Origin of the sequence: Pseudomonas zeae (assembly GCF_014268485.2) — a bacterium.
GTDB lineage: Bacteria > Pseudomonadota > Gammaproteobacteria > Pseudomonadales > Pseudomonadaceae > Aquipseudomonas > Aquipseudomonas neuropathica.
In genome coordinates, this window is sequence record NZ_CP077090.1 from 983,937 (window position 1) to 998,939 (window position 15,003).

At 61.3% G+C, this 15,003-nt stretch carries 15 protein-coding genes; 3 read left to right on the forward strand and 12 right to left on the reverse strand.

Annotation, left to right across the window (positions count from 1 at the left end; genetic code table 11):
* Positions 1 to 206: 206 nt before the first annotated feature.
* Complete coding sequence (locus HU754_RS04300) at positions 207 to 1,220, forward strand: AI-2E family transporter (protein ID WP_093430211.1); 1,014 nt, start codon at positions 207 to 209, stop codon at positions 1,218 to 1,220.
* 135 nt (positions 1,221 to 1,355) lie between these two features.
* On the opposite strand, the gene HU754_RS04305 is transcribed toward HU754_RS04300, so the two are convergent.
* The gene (locus HU754_RS04305; RefSeq protein ID WP_186620998.1) at positions 1,356 to 2,630 is read right to left on the reverse strand and encodes an Hsp70 family protein; all 1,275 of its coding nucleotides are present in this window, start codon (positions 2,628 to 2,630) and stop codon (positions 1,356 to 1,358) included.
* Between the two features lie 292 nt (positions 2,631 to 2,922).
* Between HU754_RS04305 and HU754_RS04310 the strand changes: the two genes are divergently transcribed.
* Both HU754_RS04310 and HU754_RS04315 read left to right on the forward strand, forming a co-directional pair.
* Positions 2,923 to 3,873 carry a DnaJ C-terminal domain-containing protein gene (locus HU754_RS04310; RefSeq protein ID WP_186620996.1) on the forward strand — a complete coding sequence of 317 codons (951 nt, stop codon included), beginning with the start codon at positions 2,923 to 2,925 and terminating at the stop codon, positions 3,871 to 3,873.
* 22 nt (positions 3,874 to 3,895) lie between these two features.
* The gene (locus HU754_RS04315; RefSeq protein ID WP_116255809.1) at positions 3,896 to 4,201 is read left to right on the forward strand and encodes a chaperone modulator CbpM; all 306 of its coding nucleotides are present in this window, start codon (positions 3,896 to 3,898) and stop codon (positions 4,199 to 4,201) included.
* 123 nt (positions 4,202 to 4,324) lie between these two features.
* On the opposite strand, the gene HU754_RS04320 is transcribed toward HU754_RS04315, so the two are convergent.
* The 11 genes from HU754_RS04320 to urtB all read right to left on the reverse strand — a co-directional run bounded on the left by HU754_RS04320 (position 4,325) and on the right by urtB (position 14,760).
* Positions 4,325 to 5,452, reverse strand: a complete 1,128-nt coding sequence (locus HU754_RS04320; protein ID WP_186620988.1) for a sensor histidine kinase — start codon at positions 5,450 to 5,452, stop codon at positions 4,325 to 4,327.
* Between the two features lie 157 nt (positions 5,453 to 5,609).
* The gene (gene ureC / locus HU754_RS04325) at positions 5,610 to 7,310 is read right to left on the reverse strand and encodes an urease subunit alpha (RefSeq protein ID WP_186620979.1); all 1,701 of its coding nucleotides are present in this window, start codon (positions 7,308 to 7,310) and stop codon (positions 5,610 to 5,612) included.
* Between the two features lie 152 nt (positions 7,311 to 7,462).
* Positions 7,463 to 7,768: an urease subunit beta gene (locus HU754_RS04330; RefSeq protein ID WP_093430217.1), complete on the reverse strand. Its 306-nt coding sequence runs from the start codon at positions 7,766 to 7,768 to the stop codon at positions 7,463 to 7,465.
* Positions 7,768 to 8,301 carry a GNAT family N-acetyltransferase gene (locus tag HU754_RS04335; RefSeq protein ID WP_186620977.1) on the reverse strand — a complete coding sequence of 178 codons (534 nt, stop codon included), beginning with the start codon at positions 8,299 to 8,301 and terminating at the stop codon, positions 7,768 to 7,770. Before HU754_RS04335 ends, HU754_RS04330 begins: the two co-directional genes overlap by 1 nt.
* Before the next feature lie 5 nt (positions 8,302 to 8,306).
* Entirely contained in the window at positions 8,307 to 8,840 is a 534-nt protein-coding gene (locus tag HU754_RS04340) for a GNAT family N-acetyltransferase (protein ID WP_186620975.1), read from the reverse strand.
* Positions 8,841 to 8,849: 9 nt separating this feature from the next.
* Entirely contained in the window at positions 8,850 to 9,152 is a 303-nt protein-coding gene (ureA, locus tag HU754_RS04345; RefSeq protein ID WP_007915951.1) for an urease subunit gamma, read from the reverse strand.
* 438 nt (positions 9,153 to 9,590) lie between these two features.
* A complete protein-coding gene (locus HU754_RS04350) occupies positions 9,591 to 10,430 on the reverse strand; it encodes an urease accessory protein UreD (protein ID WP_186620973.1) in 840 nt (279 codons plus the stop codon).
* 43 nt (positions 10,431 to 10,473) lie between these two features.
* Positions 10,474 to 11,172 (reverse strand): urea ABC transporter ATP-binding subunit UrtE, encoded by a 699-nt coding sequence (gene urtE, locus HU754_RS04355; protein WP_186620972.1) that lies wholly within the window; start codon positions 11,170 to 11,172, stop codon positions 10,474 to 10,476.
* 140 nt (positions 11,173 to 11,312) lie between these two features.
* On the reverse strand, positions 11,313 to 12,182 hold the full coding sequence (urtD, locus tag HU754_RS04360) for an urea ABC transporter ATP-binding protein UrtD (protein WP_093430222.1): 870 nt from the start codon (positions 12,180 to 12,182) through the stop codon (positions 11,313 to 11,315).
* Positions 12,179 to 13,258, reverse strand: a complete 1,080-nt coding sequence (gene urtC, locus HU754_RS04365) for an urea ABC transporter permease subunit UrtC (protein ID WP_093430223.1) — start codon at positions 13,256 to 13,258, stop codon at positions 12,179 to 12,181. Before urtC ends, urtD begins: the two co-directional genes overlap by 4 nt.
* Positions 13,258 to 14,760 carry an urea ABC transporter permease subunit UrtB gene (gene urtB, locus HU754_RS04370; protein WP_116255812.1) on the reverse strand — a complete coding sequence of 501 codons (1,503 nt, stop codon included), beginning with the start codon at positions 14,758 to 14,760 and terminating at the stop codon, positions 13,258 to 13,260. Before urtB ends, urtC begins: the two co-directional genes overlap by 1 nt.
* Between the last annotated feature and the right edge of the window lie 243 nt (positions 14,761 to 15,003).

Consider the following 15,003-nt stretch of genomic DNA (forward strand, 5'->3'; position numbering starts at 1 on the left):
CATTCGTCGACCTGAAAAAACCGGGCGATTATGGATTCCATGGCGCTGTCTCAGGTCACTGGATATCCAGAGCATCCCCCAATCGGTTCCCTCTCCCACTGGGAGAGGGCTAGGGTGAGGGGACCTGAAGCACCGCATATTTCTAGTGCTCACCCCGGAACGCTGGCAGACTGCCAATCCTTTTACGCCGTTCGTTTTGAGGCTGTATGCCAACGTTTTCTGAGCGTCATGTAGTGTTCTGGGTCAGCTGCATCATCATTTTCGGCGGTTTGCTGCTGGTGCTGCCGCTGCGCTTGTTGCCGAGCCTGCTGGCCGGGCTGCTGGTATTTGAACTGGTCAACATGCTCACCCCGCAACTGCAACGGCTGATCGAAGGTCGCCGCGCGCGTTGGCTGGCGGTGGCGTTGCTGGGCACGTTAGTGGTGAGTGTGCTGGCGTTGATCTTCGCCGGCGCCATCAGCTTCTTATTGCATGAAGCGGAAAATCCCGGCGCCTCACTGGACAAGTTCATGGGCGTGGTCGACCGCGCGCGGGGGCAATTGCCGCCGTTCATCGACGCCTATCTGCCGGCCAGTGCTGCGGAATTTCGCGTAGCGATTGGCGAGTGGATGGGCAAGCACCTGTCCGACCTGCAACTGGTCGGCAAAGACGCGGCACATATGTTTGTGACGCTGCTGATCGGCATGGTGCTCGGTGCGATCATCGCCTTGCAGCGCATCCCCGACGTCACCAAGCGCAAACCGCTGGCGGCGGCCCTGTTTGATCGCTTGCACTTGCTGGTGCAGGCCTTCCGCAACATCGTCTTCGCGCAAATCAAGATTTCCCTGCTCAACACTTTCTTCACCGGGATCTTCCTCGCGGTGATCCTGCCGATGTTCGGCATCAAGTTGCCGCTGACCAAAACCCTGATCGTGCTGACCTTCCTGCTCGGCCTGCTGCCGGTGATCGGCAACCTGATGTCGAACACGCTGATCACCATCGTCGGCCTGTCGCTATCGATCTGGGTGGCGATTGCCGCGCTGGGCTATCTGATTTTTATCCACAAGCTCGAGTACTTCCTCAACGCGCGGATTGTCGGCGGGCAGATCAGTGCCAAGTCGTGGGAGTTGCTGCTGGCGATGCTGGTGTTCGAGGCTGCGTTCGGCTTGCCGGGGGTGGTGGCGGGGCCGATTTATTATGCGTACCTGAAGAGTGAGTTGAAGCTGGGCGGGATGGTTTGATCCAAGCCTTGTAGCGCTTGAGCGGGCCTCTTCGCGAGCAGGCTCGCTCCCACATTTTGAGCGCATTCCTTCAGTTGAAATGCGATCCACTGTGGGAGCGAGCCTGCTCGCGAATGGCGCGCCGCCGATTCTGGATCAGGCCATCGAACCGTAGCGTTTCATCGCGTCAATCGCCAAACCGCTACCAATGCTGCCAAAGATATTGCCTTCGACATGCCGCGCATTCGGCAGCATCGCCGAGACGCTGTTGCGCAGCGCCGGAATGCCGCTCGAACCACCGGTGAAGAACACCGTATCGACCTGATCGACCGCCACACCGGCATCGTTCAACAACTGCGTAACACTGCCGCGTACCCGCTCCAGCAACGCATCGATCGCTGATTCGAACAGTACGCGCGTCAGTTCCACACTCAGCCCGGCCTCGATCCGGTCCAGCGGCACATGGCGGCTGTCGCTGTGTGTCAGCTGGATCTTGGTTTCTTCGACTTCCATCGCCAGCCAGTGCCCGGCGCGCTGTTCGATCAGCTTGAACAAGCGATCGATGCCGCCAGTGTCTTCGATGTCGTAGCGCATGCTGCCCAGCGCCAGGCTGGATTTTTGCGAGTACACCGAGTTGATGGTGTGCCAGGTCGCCAGGTTCATGTGGTGGCTGGTCGGCATGTAGGCGCCGCTCTTCATGCGGCTGCCGTAGCCGAACAACGGCATCAGGCCTTGCAGGCTCAACTGTTTGTCGAAGTCAGTCCCGCCAATGTGCACGCCGCCGGTGGCGAGGATGTCATCGTGGCGGTTATCCAGGCCGCGACGCTCGGGCGACAGGCGCACCAGCGAGAAGTCGGAGGTACCACCGCCGATGTCGACAATCAGCACCAGCTCTTCTTTCTCGATGGTCGACTCGTAGTCGAAGGCCGCCGCAATCGGTTCGTACTGAAACGAGACCTCTTTGAAGCCGATCTTGCGCGCCACTTCGACCAGGGTGTCTTCGGCTTCCTGGTCAGCCAGTGGATCGTCATCGACGAAGAACACCGGACGGCCGAGCACCACCTGCTCGAATTCCCGACCGGCGGCGGTTTCGGCGCGGCTCTTCAACTGGCCGATGAACAGGCCGAGCAGGTCCTTGAACGGCATCGCCGTGCCGAGCACGCTGGTGTCGTGCTTGATCAGCTTGGAACCGAGCAGGCTTTTCAGCGAGCGCATCAGCCGGCCTTCGTAGCCTTCCAGGTACTCGTGCAGCGCCAGACGACCGTACACCGGACGGCGTTCCTCGATGTTGAAGAAGACCACCGACGGCAGGGTGATCTTGTCGTCTTCCAGCGCGATCATCGTTTCCATGCCGGGGCGCAGCCAGCCGACGGTGGAGTTGGACGTGCCGAAGTCGATGCCGCAGGCACGGGCTGGAGAGGCGTCTTTCATGTCTTTCGGTTCCGGTCAAAAAAACGGCCGCGCAGTGTATGTCAGTGCGCGCCAGATTCGAAGGCCGGTCATCTGCTATTTCACGACTAAACTGCCTTGAAACCTCAAGCTTTGCCCCAAACTTGCTGGCATGGGCCGGCAGAACCACCGGCGGTCGCAAGAACCGCCGTCCACTGCCGATAAACTTCTGCTGCGCCACCCGGTCACAACTTTGAGATCGGTCAACCTGGCACGCGCGAATCGGCGCATGCTGGTATCGGCGCGAAATCGATAACGGACGGTGACTCCTTCGATGGACTTCAAAGACTATTACAAGATACTCGGCGTGGAGCCGACAGCAGACGACAAGGCAATCAAGGCTGCCTATCGCAAGCTGGCGCGCAAATACCACCCCGATGTCAGCAAGGAAAAAGACGCCGAGGCCAAGTTCAAAGACGCCTCGGAAGCCTATGAAGCGCTGAAAAGCGCCGACAAGCGCGCTGAATACGACGAGCTGCGCCGTTATGGTCAGCACGGTCAGCCGTTCCAGGGACCACCGGGCTGGCAGAGCCGTGGCGGCTTTGGCGGCGGCGGTGGCGACACCGGTGACTTCTCGGACTTCTTCAGTTCGATCTTCGGCAATCGCGGCCCCGGTTTCGGTGGCGGCGAAGGTCGACAACAACGCAGTACCGGGCGCCGAGGGCAAGACGTGGAAATGGAACTGCCGATCTTCCTCGAGGAGACGCTGTCGAACGAGTCGAAGAAAGTCACCTTCCAGGTGCCGCAGTACAACGCCAACGGCCAGCACGTCAGTAACACCAGCAAGAGCCTGAACGTGAAGATCCCGGCGGGCGTGACCGACGGCGAGCGCATCCGCCTCAAGGGCCAGGGCGCACCGGGCGTTGGTGGCGGGGCGAATGGCGACCTGTACCTGACCATTCGTTTTGCGCCACACCCGAAATTCGATGTTGAAGGCGAAAACCTCATCATCACCTTGCCGCTGGCCCCGTGGGAGCTGGCGCTGGGCACCGAAGTGGCCGTGCCGACCCTGACCGGCAAAATCAACCTCAAGGTGCCCGCCGGCAGCCAGAACGGCCAACGCATGCGCGCCAAGGGTCATGGTCTGAAAAACAAGGCAGGCGAACGCGGTTACCTGTTCGTCCAGCTCAAAGCCGTGATGCCGAAAGCCGCCGACGACGAGGTCAAGGCACTGTGGCAGGAACTGGCGAAGAAAGCCGCCTTCAATCCGCGAGAGAACTTCTAATTCGACGACGGAGTAGCCCATCATGAGCAGCCCCCTGATCGTTCAACTGGACCTGGCAGAATTCTGTGAGGCGGCCGATCTGTCGGACGTCTACGTGATCGAAATCGTCGAACACGGCATCCTCGAACCTCAGGGTGCGCAGCCCCGGGAGTGGCGTTTCACCGACTACGAGCTGAGTCTGGCCAAACGCGCCGCCAAATTGCGGCGCGAGCTGGAGCTTGAGTGGGAGGGCGTCGCGCTGGCACTCGATCTGCTTGAAGAAGTGCAGGAGCTGCGGGCCGAGAACCGCATGTTGCGCCAGCGTTTGGCGCGGCTGGTGGTCGAGTAGTCTGCCTGATGTTGATCAGTTGCTTGATCGCGCCTCTTCGCGAGCAAGCCCGCTCCCACATGTGAGCACGGTCTCCTGTGGGAGCGAGCTTGCTCGCGAAGAGCGATAACGCGGTGATCCTGCTTAAACCGTTCTGGGCAACACCACGTTGAACCGCGTCCCGTCAGTCTCGTTCGAGCTGACTTCGATGGTGCCGCCATGGGCACTCACCACTTCCTTGACGATAAACAGGCCCAACCCGAGGCTGGTTGACGGCTGTCCGAGTTCTTCGTCGGCGCTGCGCACCAGCGGGTCGAAAATCGTGCCGAGCGCCTCTTCGGGAATCGGTGTGCCGTAGTTGTGCACCGACAGGCAGACGTTTTCGCCCGCGCCATCGATATCGAGAGTGACATCGCGCTTTTTGGCTCCGTGCTGCAAGGCATTGCCAATCAGGTTCTGCAGTAACTGGTCGATTCGGCCGGCATCCCAGGTACCGCGCGGGTCGCCGTTAACATTGAGCTTCGGATCGCACTCCGGATTGCCGGCGCACGCCTCGGCAATCGCCGCCCGTGCGGCATCGGCCAGATCCATTGGCGTCGGTTCGATCGGCAGGCTTCTGCCCAGTCGACTGCGCACCAGTTCCAGCAAGTCGCTGACCATCGCCGCCATGTGCCGCGCGCCACGCTTGATGTGCAGGGCGCAGGCCAGCGCATCGCCCTCGAGGCTGGATTTGCGCAGCAGCAACTCGATGGACATGCTCACCGCTTGCAGCGGCGCACGCAGGTCATGGCCGAGAATGGCGAGGAAGATGTCCCGCGAGCGATTGACCTGCTCGGCATAGGCCGCAGTCGATTCGGCCAGTGCTTCGTCGATGGCTTCGTTGAAGCGGATCATGTCCTGAAAATAGGCCATGTCCGGGGCTTTGAGGCTGTCGACCCACAGGCGGATCACGCAAGCGCGCAGATGACGGAACTCGGAGGTCATCTGCACCAGGTCAAAACCCACGGTGTGGCGCAACTCGCCATGACTGGCGCCGGCCTCGTCCAGACTCGGGGTCTTTTCCGGGCCTTCGCCCTTGGCTTTGGCGGCCTGTTCGGCAGGGCTCTGCGGCTTGCTCATGTCGCGGGCCGCGGCCCGCAGAATGGCGCTGGCGTGATCGCGCAGAGCCGTGGAATCCAGGTAGTCGGCGGCTGGCGTGATCGTTGCGGCGAACTGTTCCCACTCATCGACTATAGGCTCGATATTCGCCAGGATGAACTCGGATAGACGCATGGGCAGTTCCTGAAAAGAGGTGGAGCGAATCGAATAGTAGTTCCTTTGGCGAGAATTACACGACTGTTTGCGTGGTGGTTTCATACCGGCACGAAAAAGGCCCCGAGACTGTGCGCAAGGCGCGGTCCCGAGGCCTTTCTACAGCGTGGCGGCTGCGTCAGAACAGGAAATACCGCTGGGCCATCGGCAGCGTTTCTGCCGGCTCACACCACAGCAGAACGCCATCCGCCTTGACCTGATAGGTTTGCGGATCGACATCGATATTCGGCAGATAGTCGTTGTGGATCAGGTCGGTTTTCTGCACATCACGGCAGCCTTTGACCACGCCGATTTTCTTCTTCAAACCCAATGTTTCAGGCAGCCCGGCTTCCTGCGCCGCCTGACTGATAAAGGTCAGGCTGGTGGCATGCAGCGAGCCGCCGTAGCTGGCGAACATCGGGCGGTAGTGCACCGGTTGCGGCGTCGGGATCGAGGCGTTGGCATCGCCCATCAGGCTCGCGGCAATCGCACCGCCCTTGAGGATCAACGTCGGTTTCACGCCGAAGAATGCCGGACGCCACAGCACCAGATCGGCCCACTTGCCGACTTCGATCGAGCCGACTTCATGGCTGATGCCATGGGTGATCGCCGGGTTGATCGTGTACTTGGCGATGTAGCGCTTGGCGCGGAAGTTGTCGTTGCCTGCGCCATCCTGCGGCAGCGGGCCGCGCTGCTTTTTCATCTTGTCAGCGGTCTGCCAGGTGCGCATGATGACTTCGCCGACGCGGCCCATGGCCTGGCTGTCGGAGCTGATCATCGAGAACGCGCCGAGGTCATGAAGGATGTCTTCGGCGGCAATCGTTTCGCGGCGGATGCGGCTTTCGGCGAAGGCGACGTCTTCGGCAATGCTCGGGTCGAGATGGTGGCAGACCATCAGCATGTCGAGGTGTTCGTCGATGGTGTTGCGGGTGAACGGCCGGGTCGGGTTGGTCGAGCTCGGTAGCACGTTAGGGAAGCCGCAAGCTTTGATGATGTCCGGTGCGTGACCGCCACCGGCACCTTCGGTGTGATAGGTGTGAATGGTGCGGCCCTTGAACGCGCCGAGGGTGGTTTCGACGAAACCGGATTCGTTGAGGGTGTCGGTGTGGATCGCCACCTGCACGTCGAACTGATCGGCGACGCTCAAGCAGTTGTCGATGCTCGCTGGGGTGGTGCCCCAGTCTTCGTGCAACTTGAGGCCGATGGCGCCGGCCTTGACCTGCTCGATCAACGGTTCCGGCAGGCTGGCGTTGCCCTTGCCGGTGAGGCCGATGTTCATCGGGAACGCGTCAGCGGCCTGAAGCATGCGCGCCAAGTGCCACGGGCCGGAGGTGCAAGTGGTGGCGTTGGTGCCAGTGGCTGGGCCGGTGCCGCCGCCGATCATGGTGGTGACGCCGCTCATCAGTGCTTCTTCGATCTGCTGCGGGCAGATGAAATGGATGTGTGTGTCGATGCCACCCGCGGTGAGGATCATGCCTTCGCCGGCGATTACTTCGGTGCCGGCGCCAATGGCGATGGTCACGTTGGGCTGCACGTCGGGGTTGCCGGCCTTGCCGATCGCGGCGATGCGCCCGTCCTTGAGGCCGACGTCGGCTTTGACGATGCCCCAGTGGTCGATGATCAGCGCGTTGGTGATCAGCGTGTCGACCACTTCGGCAGCCAGCAACTGGCTTTGGCCCTGGCCGTCGCGGATGACTTTGCCGCCACCGAATTTCACTTCTTCGCCGTAGGTGGTGAAGTCTTGTTCGACTTCGATCCACAGCTCGGTGTCGGCCAGGCGCACCTTGTCGCCGACGGTGGGGCCGAACATGTCGGCGTAGGCTTGTCTGGAAATCTTCATGCGGCGTCCTTCAGGAAAATAGTGGTGAGCCATCGACCCTCACCCTAGCCCTCTCCCAGAGGGAGAGGGGACTGTACGCGGTGGGCCGGCTATCGGTGATCGGCGCCGCAGAGGGGACTGGTCGCGGTGAGGGGCAGCGGTGCACGCAGATGTCAGAGGTCACCCATTATTCGTCCGGCAAACCCGAACACCCGCCGATGCCCGGCGTAATCCACCAACTCGACTTCGCGGCTCTGCCCCGGTTCAAAGCGCACTGCGGTGCCCGCCGGAATATTCAGGCGCATGCCACGGCTGGCGGCGCGATCGAAGGTCAGCGCGTCGTTGGTTTCAAAAAAGTGATAGTGCGAACCGACCTGAATTGGCCGGTCGCCGCTGTTGGCGACTTTCAGGCTGATAGTGCGGCGGCCGACGTTGAGTTCGATGTCGCCGGGCTGGATCTGGTACTCGCCAGGAATCATCACTGGGCTCCTTGCAGAATCTTGTAATAGAGGGCGGTCGGCCGATAGGTGCCGTGCGGATCGCAGGCGTAATCAGGGATTTCGCCTGCGCGGCTGTAGCCCAACGCCTTGTAGAAATCCTCGGCGGGCGAGCCGGCCTCGGTGTCGAGGTAAAGCATGCCGCGCTTGTGTTTCGGCGCTTCGAGTTCCAGCGCACTCATCAATTGCTGACCGAGGCCGCGACGTCGTGCGTGTTCGCGCACCAGCAGCTTCTGCACTTCGGCGCGATTGAGGCCGTTGGCTTTCTGGCACAACCCGAGCTGCACACTGGCCAGCACTTGTTCGTCCTTGACCACCACCCAGAGCAGCACGCTGCCCTTGTTGACGCTGTCCTGCACCTCATCGAAATACGCGCGCGCCTGCGCCGCATCGAGGTCGGCCATGAAGCCGACGCTGGCGCCGTAACCCACGGCATCGAGCAGCAGGTCGATCAGGCCCTGACGGTAATGCGCAAAACTTTCAGCATTGACGCGGCGCAGTTGGGCGGCGTTCATCGGTGTCACTCCTTGTTGGCGTCAGGCGGCTCCGCGCCAGGGTTGAGGGTCAGTTGCATGAAGGTCAGGTCGAGCCAGCGGCCGAATTTGGTGCCGACTTGCGGCATCTGCCCGGTAATGTTGAAACCGGCGCGCTCGTGCAGACGAATCGAGGCAGCGTTGCCGCTTTCTATGGCGGCGACCATCACGTGTTTGCCGCAGGTTCTGGCGCGCTCGATCAGCGCTGCCATCAATTGCGGGCCGAGGCCATTGCCACGCTGGTCGCTGCGCACATAAACCGAGTGCTCGACGGTGTGGCGAAAGCCGTCGAACGGTCGCCAGTCACCGAAGGAAGCGTAGCCGAGCGCGCTGTTGTCGCCGTCGACGATCAGCAGAATCGGATAAGCCTGGGCCTGACGCGCGCTGAACCATGCCTGGCGGTTGCCGAGATCGACGGCTTGTTCATTCCAGATCGCCGTGGTGTTGAGCACGGCGTCGTTGTAGATGTCACGGATCGCCGGCAGGTCGGCGTGCAGCGCATCGCGAATGGTGTAAGTCATGGCGCGGCCTCAGACGATCGGCTGGTGGACGGTGACCAGTTTGGTGCCGTCGGGAAACGTCGCTTCAACCTGGATCTCCGGGATCATTTCCGGGATGCCTTCCATCACTTGTTCGCGGCTGAGCAGGGTGGTGCCGAAGTGCATCAACTCGGCCACGGTCTGGCCGTCACGCGCGCCTTCGAGCAGCGCGGCGGAGATGTAGGCCATGGCTTCCGGGTAATTGAGTTTCACGCCGCGGGCCAGACGCCGCTCGGCGACGAGGCCGGCGGTGAAGATCAGCAGCTTGTCTTTTTCGCGTGGGGTCAGGTCCATTGTGGGGTTCCATCAGGGCAGATTTGTGAGGTTCTTGCGGGCGCGGGGTGCCCGTTGGAGCAACCCCTCACCCTAGCCCTCTCCCGAGGGAGAGGGGACTGATCCCGGTTGTTTTCAGTGGCCGGTTCAGTCAGCAGTATTCGTTCAGACAGTTACATTCATTTCAAACGACTCGGTCAGGCTCTCTCCTTCGAGGGAGAGGAGACTGAAATCGGTTGTTTTCAGTGGCCGGTTCAGTCAGCAGTATTCGTTCAGGCAGTTAAATTCATTTCAAACGACTCGGTCAGGCTCTCTCCTTCGAGGGAGAGGGGACTGAAATCGGTTGTTTTCAATGGCCGGTTCAGTCAGCAGTATTCGTTCAGGCAGTTAAATTCATTTCAAACGACTCGGTCAGGCTCCCTCTCCCTCCGGGAGAGGGCGGGGGGTGAGGGTCGCTTTTCAGGTGCTCCATATTCTGGGGGATACCGCGTCGCGACCCAGCAGGGCGGGTCTGAGCAAACGCCATAAATCGATGAGCCAGGCGCGGGCGAGCAGCGCCTCACTGGCCAGGCAACGAGCCACCAACAGCCCCGGCAGTTGGGTCAAATCCCCACGCACTTCGTGGCCCAGCGAGCGGCAGTGCTCCAGCAACTCAGCATCAATCTCACCAGTGACCAACAACGTCGCAAACACCGGATTGCCATCCAGCCCGATCGGCGAATCAAGCAAACCGTCTTCACCGACAATGCGCTGGCGTTCATGCCAGAGCAATCGGCCGTCGCGGCGAATATCCAGATGCGCCTGAAAATGCCCGCGATCAAAACGCTCGCCACTGGCCGGGCGACCCAACGCCACCACGTCCCAATAAAACAGCCGCGCATCGCCTTCAAGATCAATCGAAGTACTCAGCTCAGCCTGCGCGGCGCTGTAGACGATGGTTTCCTGCGGCAGCCACTCCAGCGTCGCCCCGGCCGCCACTTTCAAGTCGAGCTTTTGATACGCCGGGCCACCCGCGCGATACCACTTCGCCGCGCCGGGGCTGGTGATCTGCGCCCAGGCGTGTTGTTCGACGCGCGCGCTGATGTCCAGTCGGTCGCCGCCGGCAATCCCGCCCGGCGGATGGACGATGATGTGCTGGCAGACCTCGGGGCCTTCGGCGTACAGGTGCTTTTGTACGCGCAATGGGCCGAGGTGCCGGCGCATGACCGGACGCGTGCAGTCCCCGAAACGGGCGTAAGCGAGTTCCAGCTCGGCGTGCCAGCTCGGGGTAAACAGGGCAGGTGCAACAGTCGAATTCATGGTTTGTAATTATCGTTAGGAAGCTACAGATTAGTTCGTTGTACTAGATCGTTACCAGCCCGCGTACACCCTCGGCCTCCATATTTTCACCGCGCCCCTGCTGCACGATCTCGCCCCGGGACATCACCAGGTATTGATCGGCCAGTTCCGCCGCAAAATCGTAGAACTGCTCGACGAGCAAAATCGCCATGTCACCACGGGCTGCAAGCTTCTTGATCACCGCGCCGATCTCCTTGATGACCGAGGGTTGAATGCCTTCGGTGGGCTCATCGAGGATCAGCAAACGCGGGCGGCTGGCCAAAGCGCGGCCGATCGCCAACTGCTGTTGCTGACCGCCGGAGAGATCACCGCCGCGACGCTGCTTCATTTGTAGCAGCACCGGGAACAATTCGTAGATGAAACTTGGCACTTCTTTGGCTTCGCTGCCGGGAAACCGCGACAGGCCCATCAACAGGTTTTCTTCCACGGTCAGGCGTCCGAAGATCTCGCGGCCCTGTGGTACGTAGGCGATGCCGGCGTGGACACGCTGGTGCGGCTTGAACGCGGTGATCGGTTTGCCTTCCCAGTTCACCGCACCTTCCTTGGCCGGCAGCAGGCCCATCAGGCATTTGAGCAGGGTGGTCTTGCCCACGCCGTTACGGCCAAGCAGGCAGGTGACTTCGCCGACCTTCACGTCGAAAGACAGGCCCCGGAGGATGTGGCTTCCGCCGTAGTACTGGTGCAGCTTGTCGACTTGCAGCATGTTCAAATTCCTTCTGTTACACACAGAACCCTGTGGGAGCGAGCCTGCTCGCGAATGCGGACTGACATTCAACATCTTCATCGCCTGATGCACCGCTTTCGCGAGCAGGCTCGCTCCCACAGGTTTTGTATTCGCAAACCTTAGCGGCCGAGGTAGACCTCGATCACGCGCTCGTTTTCCTGCACTTGCTCAAGCGAGCCTTCCGCCAACACGCTGCCCTGGTGCAACACGGTGACGTGGTCGGCAATCGAGCCGACAAAGCCCATGTCATGCTCCACCACCATCAGCGAATGCTTGCCCGCCAGCGACTTGAACAGTTCAGCGGTGAACTCGGTTTCTGCATCGGTCATGCCCGCCACCGGCTCATCGAGCAGGAGCAATTGAGGGTCCTGCATCAGCAACATGCCGATCTCGAGAAACTGCTTCTGCCCATGAGAAAGCAACCCGGCCGGGCGATTGACCGAGGTGGTCAGGCGAATCGTCTCCAGCACTTCGCTGATCCGGTCCTTTTGCTCGCCACTGAGGCGCGCACGCAGACTGGCCCACACCGACTTGTCGGTCTTCTGCGCCAGTTCCAGGTTTTCAAACACGCTCAGCGCTTCGAAAACGGTCGGCTTCTGGAACTTGCGGCCGATGCCGGCCTGGGCGATCTGCACTTCGCTCATCTGCGTCAGGTCGAGGGTTTCACCGAACCAGGCCTTGCCGTGACTCGGGCGAGTCTTGCCGGTGATCACGTCCATCAACGTGGTTTTACCCGCACCGTTGGGGCCGATGATGCAGCGCAATTCGCCGACGCCGATGTACAGATTGAGATTGTTCAGTGCGCGAAAGCCATCGAAGCTGACGCTGATGTCTTCCAGGGTCAGGATCGTGCCGTGACGGGTATCCAGACCCGGGCCGACGCGCTGGCCGAGGCCGATCGAGTCGCGACTGGTGCCCTCGTCCTTGTTCGGTTCGACGGGAAAAAAGGCCGGTTCCAACATGAATTCAGCGCTCGCCGTGACTCTCATTGTTCACCTCGTTTCTTCAGCAGACCGATCACGCCTTTGGGCAAGTACAGCGTCACGACGATGAACAACGCGCCGAGGAAGAACAGCCAGTATTCCGGGAACGCCACGGTGAACCAGCTCTTCATGCCATTGACCACACCGGCGCCGAGCAGCGGGCCGATCAGCGTGCCGCGACCCCCGAGAGCGACCCACACGGCCGCTTCGATGGAGTTGGTCGGCGACATTTCGCTCGGGTTGATGATGCCCACTTGCGGCACATACAACGCCCCGGCCAGGCCACACAACACCGCACTCAACACCCACACGAACAGCTTGAAACCGCGCGGGTCGTAGCCGCAGAACATCAAGCGGTTTTCCGCATCGCGCAATGCGGTCAGCACCCGGCCGAACTTGCTCTGCGCCAGGCGCCAGCCGATGAACAGGCTCGCCACCAGCAGCAACACCGTGGCCAGAAACAGCACCGCGCGGGTGCCCGGTTCGGTGATGCCGAAACCGAGAATCGTGCGGAAATTGGTGAAGCCGTTGTTACCGCCAAACCCGGTCTCGTTGCGGAAAAACAGGAGCATGCCGGCGAAGGTCAGGGCCTGGGTCATGATCGAGAAATACACGCCCTTGATTCGCGAACGGAAGGCGAAGAAACCGAACACCAGCGCCAGCAATCCCGGCGCCAGCACCACCAGACACATCGCCCAGAGGAAGTTGCTGGTGCCGGTCCAGTACCACGGTAATTCGCTCCACGACAGGAAGGTCATGAACGCCGGCAGACCATCGCCGGCGGCCTGACGCATCAGGTACATGCCCATCGCATAGCCGCCGAGGGCGAAGAACAGACCGTGGCCCAGCGACAGCAACCCGGCGTAACCCCAGACCAGATCCAGCGCTAACGCGACGATGGCGTAGCAGAGGATTTTGCCGACCAGCGTCAGCGTGTATGCCGAGACCGACAAAGCATTTTCCGGCGGCAACAACGACAGCAGCGGCAAGGCAATCAGCAGCGCGAGGATCACCGCGCCGACCGCGAGGGTGACTTTCGGTCCGGCCTTTTGTGTGGCCGTGACTAACAGAGGCTGGTTCATCAGTCGATCACCCGTCCTTTCAGTGCGAAGAGGCCTTGCGGACGTTTCTGGATAAACAGAATGATCAGCGCGAGGATCAGGATCTTGCCAAGCACCGCACCGATCTGCGGTTCGAGAATCTTGTTGGCGATACCGAGGCCGAAGGCCGCCAGCACGCTACCGGCCAATTGGCCGACGCCGCCGAGCACCACCACCAGGAACGAGTCGATGATGTAGCTCTGGCCGAGGTCCGGGCCGACGTTGCCGATCTGGCTCAGCGCCACGCCGCCGAGACCGGCGATGCCTGAACCGAGGCCAAAGGCGAGCATGTCCACGCGCCCGGTCGGCACGCCGCAGCAGGCGGCCATGTTGCGGTTCTGGGTGACGGCGCGAACGTTGAGGCCGAGGCGGGTCTTGTTCAGCAGCAGCCAGGTCAGCACGACGACGAACAGTGCGAACGCAATGATGACGATGCGGTTGTACGGCAGCACCAGATTCGGCAGCACTTGAATGCCACCGGACAGCCACGCCGGGTTGGCGACTTCAACGTTCTGCGCGCCGAACAACAAACGCACAAGCTGAATCAGCATCAGGCTGATGCCCCAGGTGGCGAGCAGGGTTTCCAGTGGCCGGCCGTAGAGGTGGCGAATTACCGTGCGCTCCAGGGCCATGCCGATTGCCGCCGTGACAAAAAACGCCACCGGCAGGGCGATCAGCGGGTAGAACTCGATGGCCTGCGGTGCGTAGCGCTGGAACATCAACTGCACCACGTACGTCGAGTAGGCGCCGAGCATCAGCATTTCGCCGTGGGCCATGTTGATCACGCCGAGCAGGCCGAACGTGATCGCCAGACCGAGCGCGGCCAACAGCAGGATCGAGCCGAGCGACATGCCGCTGAACGCCTGGCCGAGGATCTCGCCGATCAGCAGTTTGCGTTTGACTTGCGCGAGGCTGGTTTCGGCGGCGGTGCGTACGCCGGCATCGCTCTCGACGCCGGGTTCAAGCAAACCTTCAAGGCGTGTTCGCGCCAGTGGGTCGCCGGTTTCGCCGAGCAGGCGTACGGCGGCGAGGCGCACCGCCGGGTCGCTATCGACCAGTTGCAGATTGGCCAGCGCCAGGCTCAGAGCGGCATGGACGCTTTCGTCTTTTTCGCCAGCGAGTTGCTGGTCGAGGAATTTCAGCTGCGCGGGTTTCGCGCTTTTCTGCAATTGCTGCGCGGCAGTCAGACGGATTTTGGCGTCGGCGGCGAGCAATTGGTGGCTGGCCATGGCGGTGTCGATCAGACCCCGCAGGCGATTGTTCAGGCGCAGGGTTTTTGGCTGGCCATCGATGGTCAGTTCGCCTTGTTGTAGGGCGTTGATCAATTCGATACGTGCCGGATCGGGCTGCGCGGCCCAGGTTTCCAACAGTTTGGCTTGTTGCACGGGATTGGCCGCGACGAAGTCTTCGGCATCGCCAGCAAAGGCAGTCATCGGCAACAGCAGTGCGATGGCCAGAAACAAGCGGAATATGGCAGTGGGCATGAGTGGTGTTTCCTTTCTTGCGGTGGCCGATGGAGCGGTGTCCGGCTGTGAATCCGCCCCTCACCCTAACCCTCTCCCAGAGGGAGAGGGGACTGACCGAGTTGTCAGATCATCCAACACCGACCTGACGTTCCTGCGTCGAACTCAGGTTCTGATAGCTACAGAGATCAGCTCCCTTCCCCCTCGCCCCCCTTGGGGGAGAGGGTTGGGGTGAGGGGGAAAGATCTCCGCTCCACAACAAAA

Bases quoted from the DNA above. Each gene is read 5' to 3' on its own strand.
- HU754_RS04300 (WP_093430211.1), top strand. From the start codon at position 207: ATGCCAACGTTTTCTGAGCGTCATGTAGTGTTCTGGGTCAGCTGCATC.
- HU754_RS04305 (WP_186620998.1), bottom strand. From the start codon at position 2,630: ATGAAAGACGCCTCTCCAGCCCGTGCCTGCGGCATCGACTTCGGCACG.
- HU754_RS04310 (WP_186620996.1), top strand. From the start codon at position 2,923: ATGGACTTCAAAGACTATTACAAGATACTCGGCGTGGAGCCGACAGCA.
- HU754_RS04315 (WP_116255809.1), top strand. From the start codon at position 3,896: ATGAGCAGCCCCCTGATCGTTCAACTGGACCTGGCAGAATTCTGTGAG.
- HU754_RS04320 (WP_186620988.1), bottom strand. From the start codon at position 5,452: ATGCGTCTATCCGAGTTCATCCTGGCGAATATCGAGCCTATAGTCGAT.
- ureC (WP_186620979.1), bottom strand. From the start codon at position 7,310: ATGAAGATTTCCAGACAAGCCTACGCCGACATGTTCGGCCCCACCGTC.
- HU754_RS04330 (WP_093430217.1), bottom strand. From the start codon at position 7,768: ATGATTCCTGGCGAGTACCAGATCCAGCCCGGCGACATCGAACTCAAC.
- HU754_RS04335 (WP_186620977.1), bottom strand. From the start codon at position 8,301: ATGAACGCCGCCCAACTGCGCCGCGTCAATGCTGAAAGTTTTGCGCAT.
- HU754_RS04340 (WP_186620975.1), bottom strand. From the start codon at position 8,840: ATGACTTACACCATTCGCGATGCGCTGCACGCCGACCTGCCGGCGATC.
- ureA (WP_007915951.1), bottom strand. From the start codon at position 9,152: ATGGACCTGACCCCACGCGAAAAAGACAAGCTGCTGATCTTCACCGCC.
- HU754_RS04350 (WP_186620973.1), bottom strand. From the start codon at position 10,430: ATGAATTCGACTGTTGCACCTGCCCTGTTTACCCCGAGCTGGCACGCC.
- urtE (WP_186620972.1), bottom strand. From the start codon at position 11,172: ATGCTGCAAGTCGACAAGCTGCACCAGTACTACGGCGGAAGCCACATC.
- urtD (WP_093430222.1), bottom strand. From the start codon at position 12,182: ATGAGAGTCACGGCGAGCGCTGAATTCATGTTGGAACCGGCCTTTTTT.
- urtC (WP_093430223.1), bottom strand. From the start codon at position 13,258: ATGAACCAGCCTCTGTTAGTCACGGCCACACAAAAGGCCGGACCGAAA.
- urtB (WP_116255812.1), bottom strand. From the start codon at position 14,760: ATGCCCACTGCCATATTCCGCTTGTTTCTGGCCATCGCACTGCTGTTG.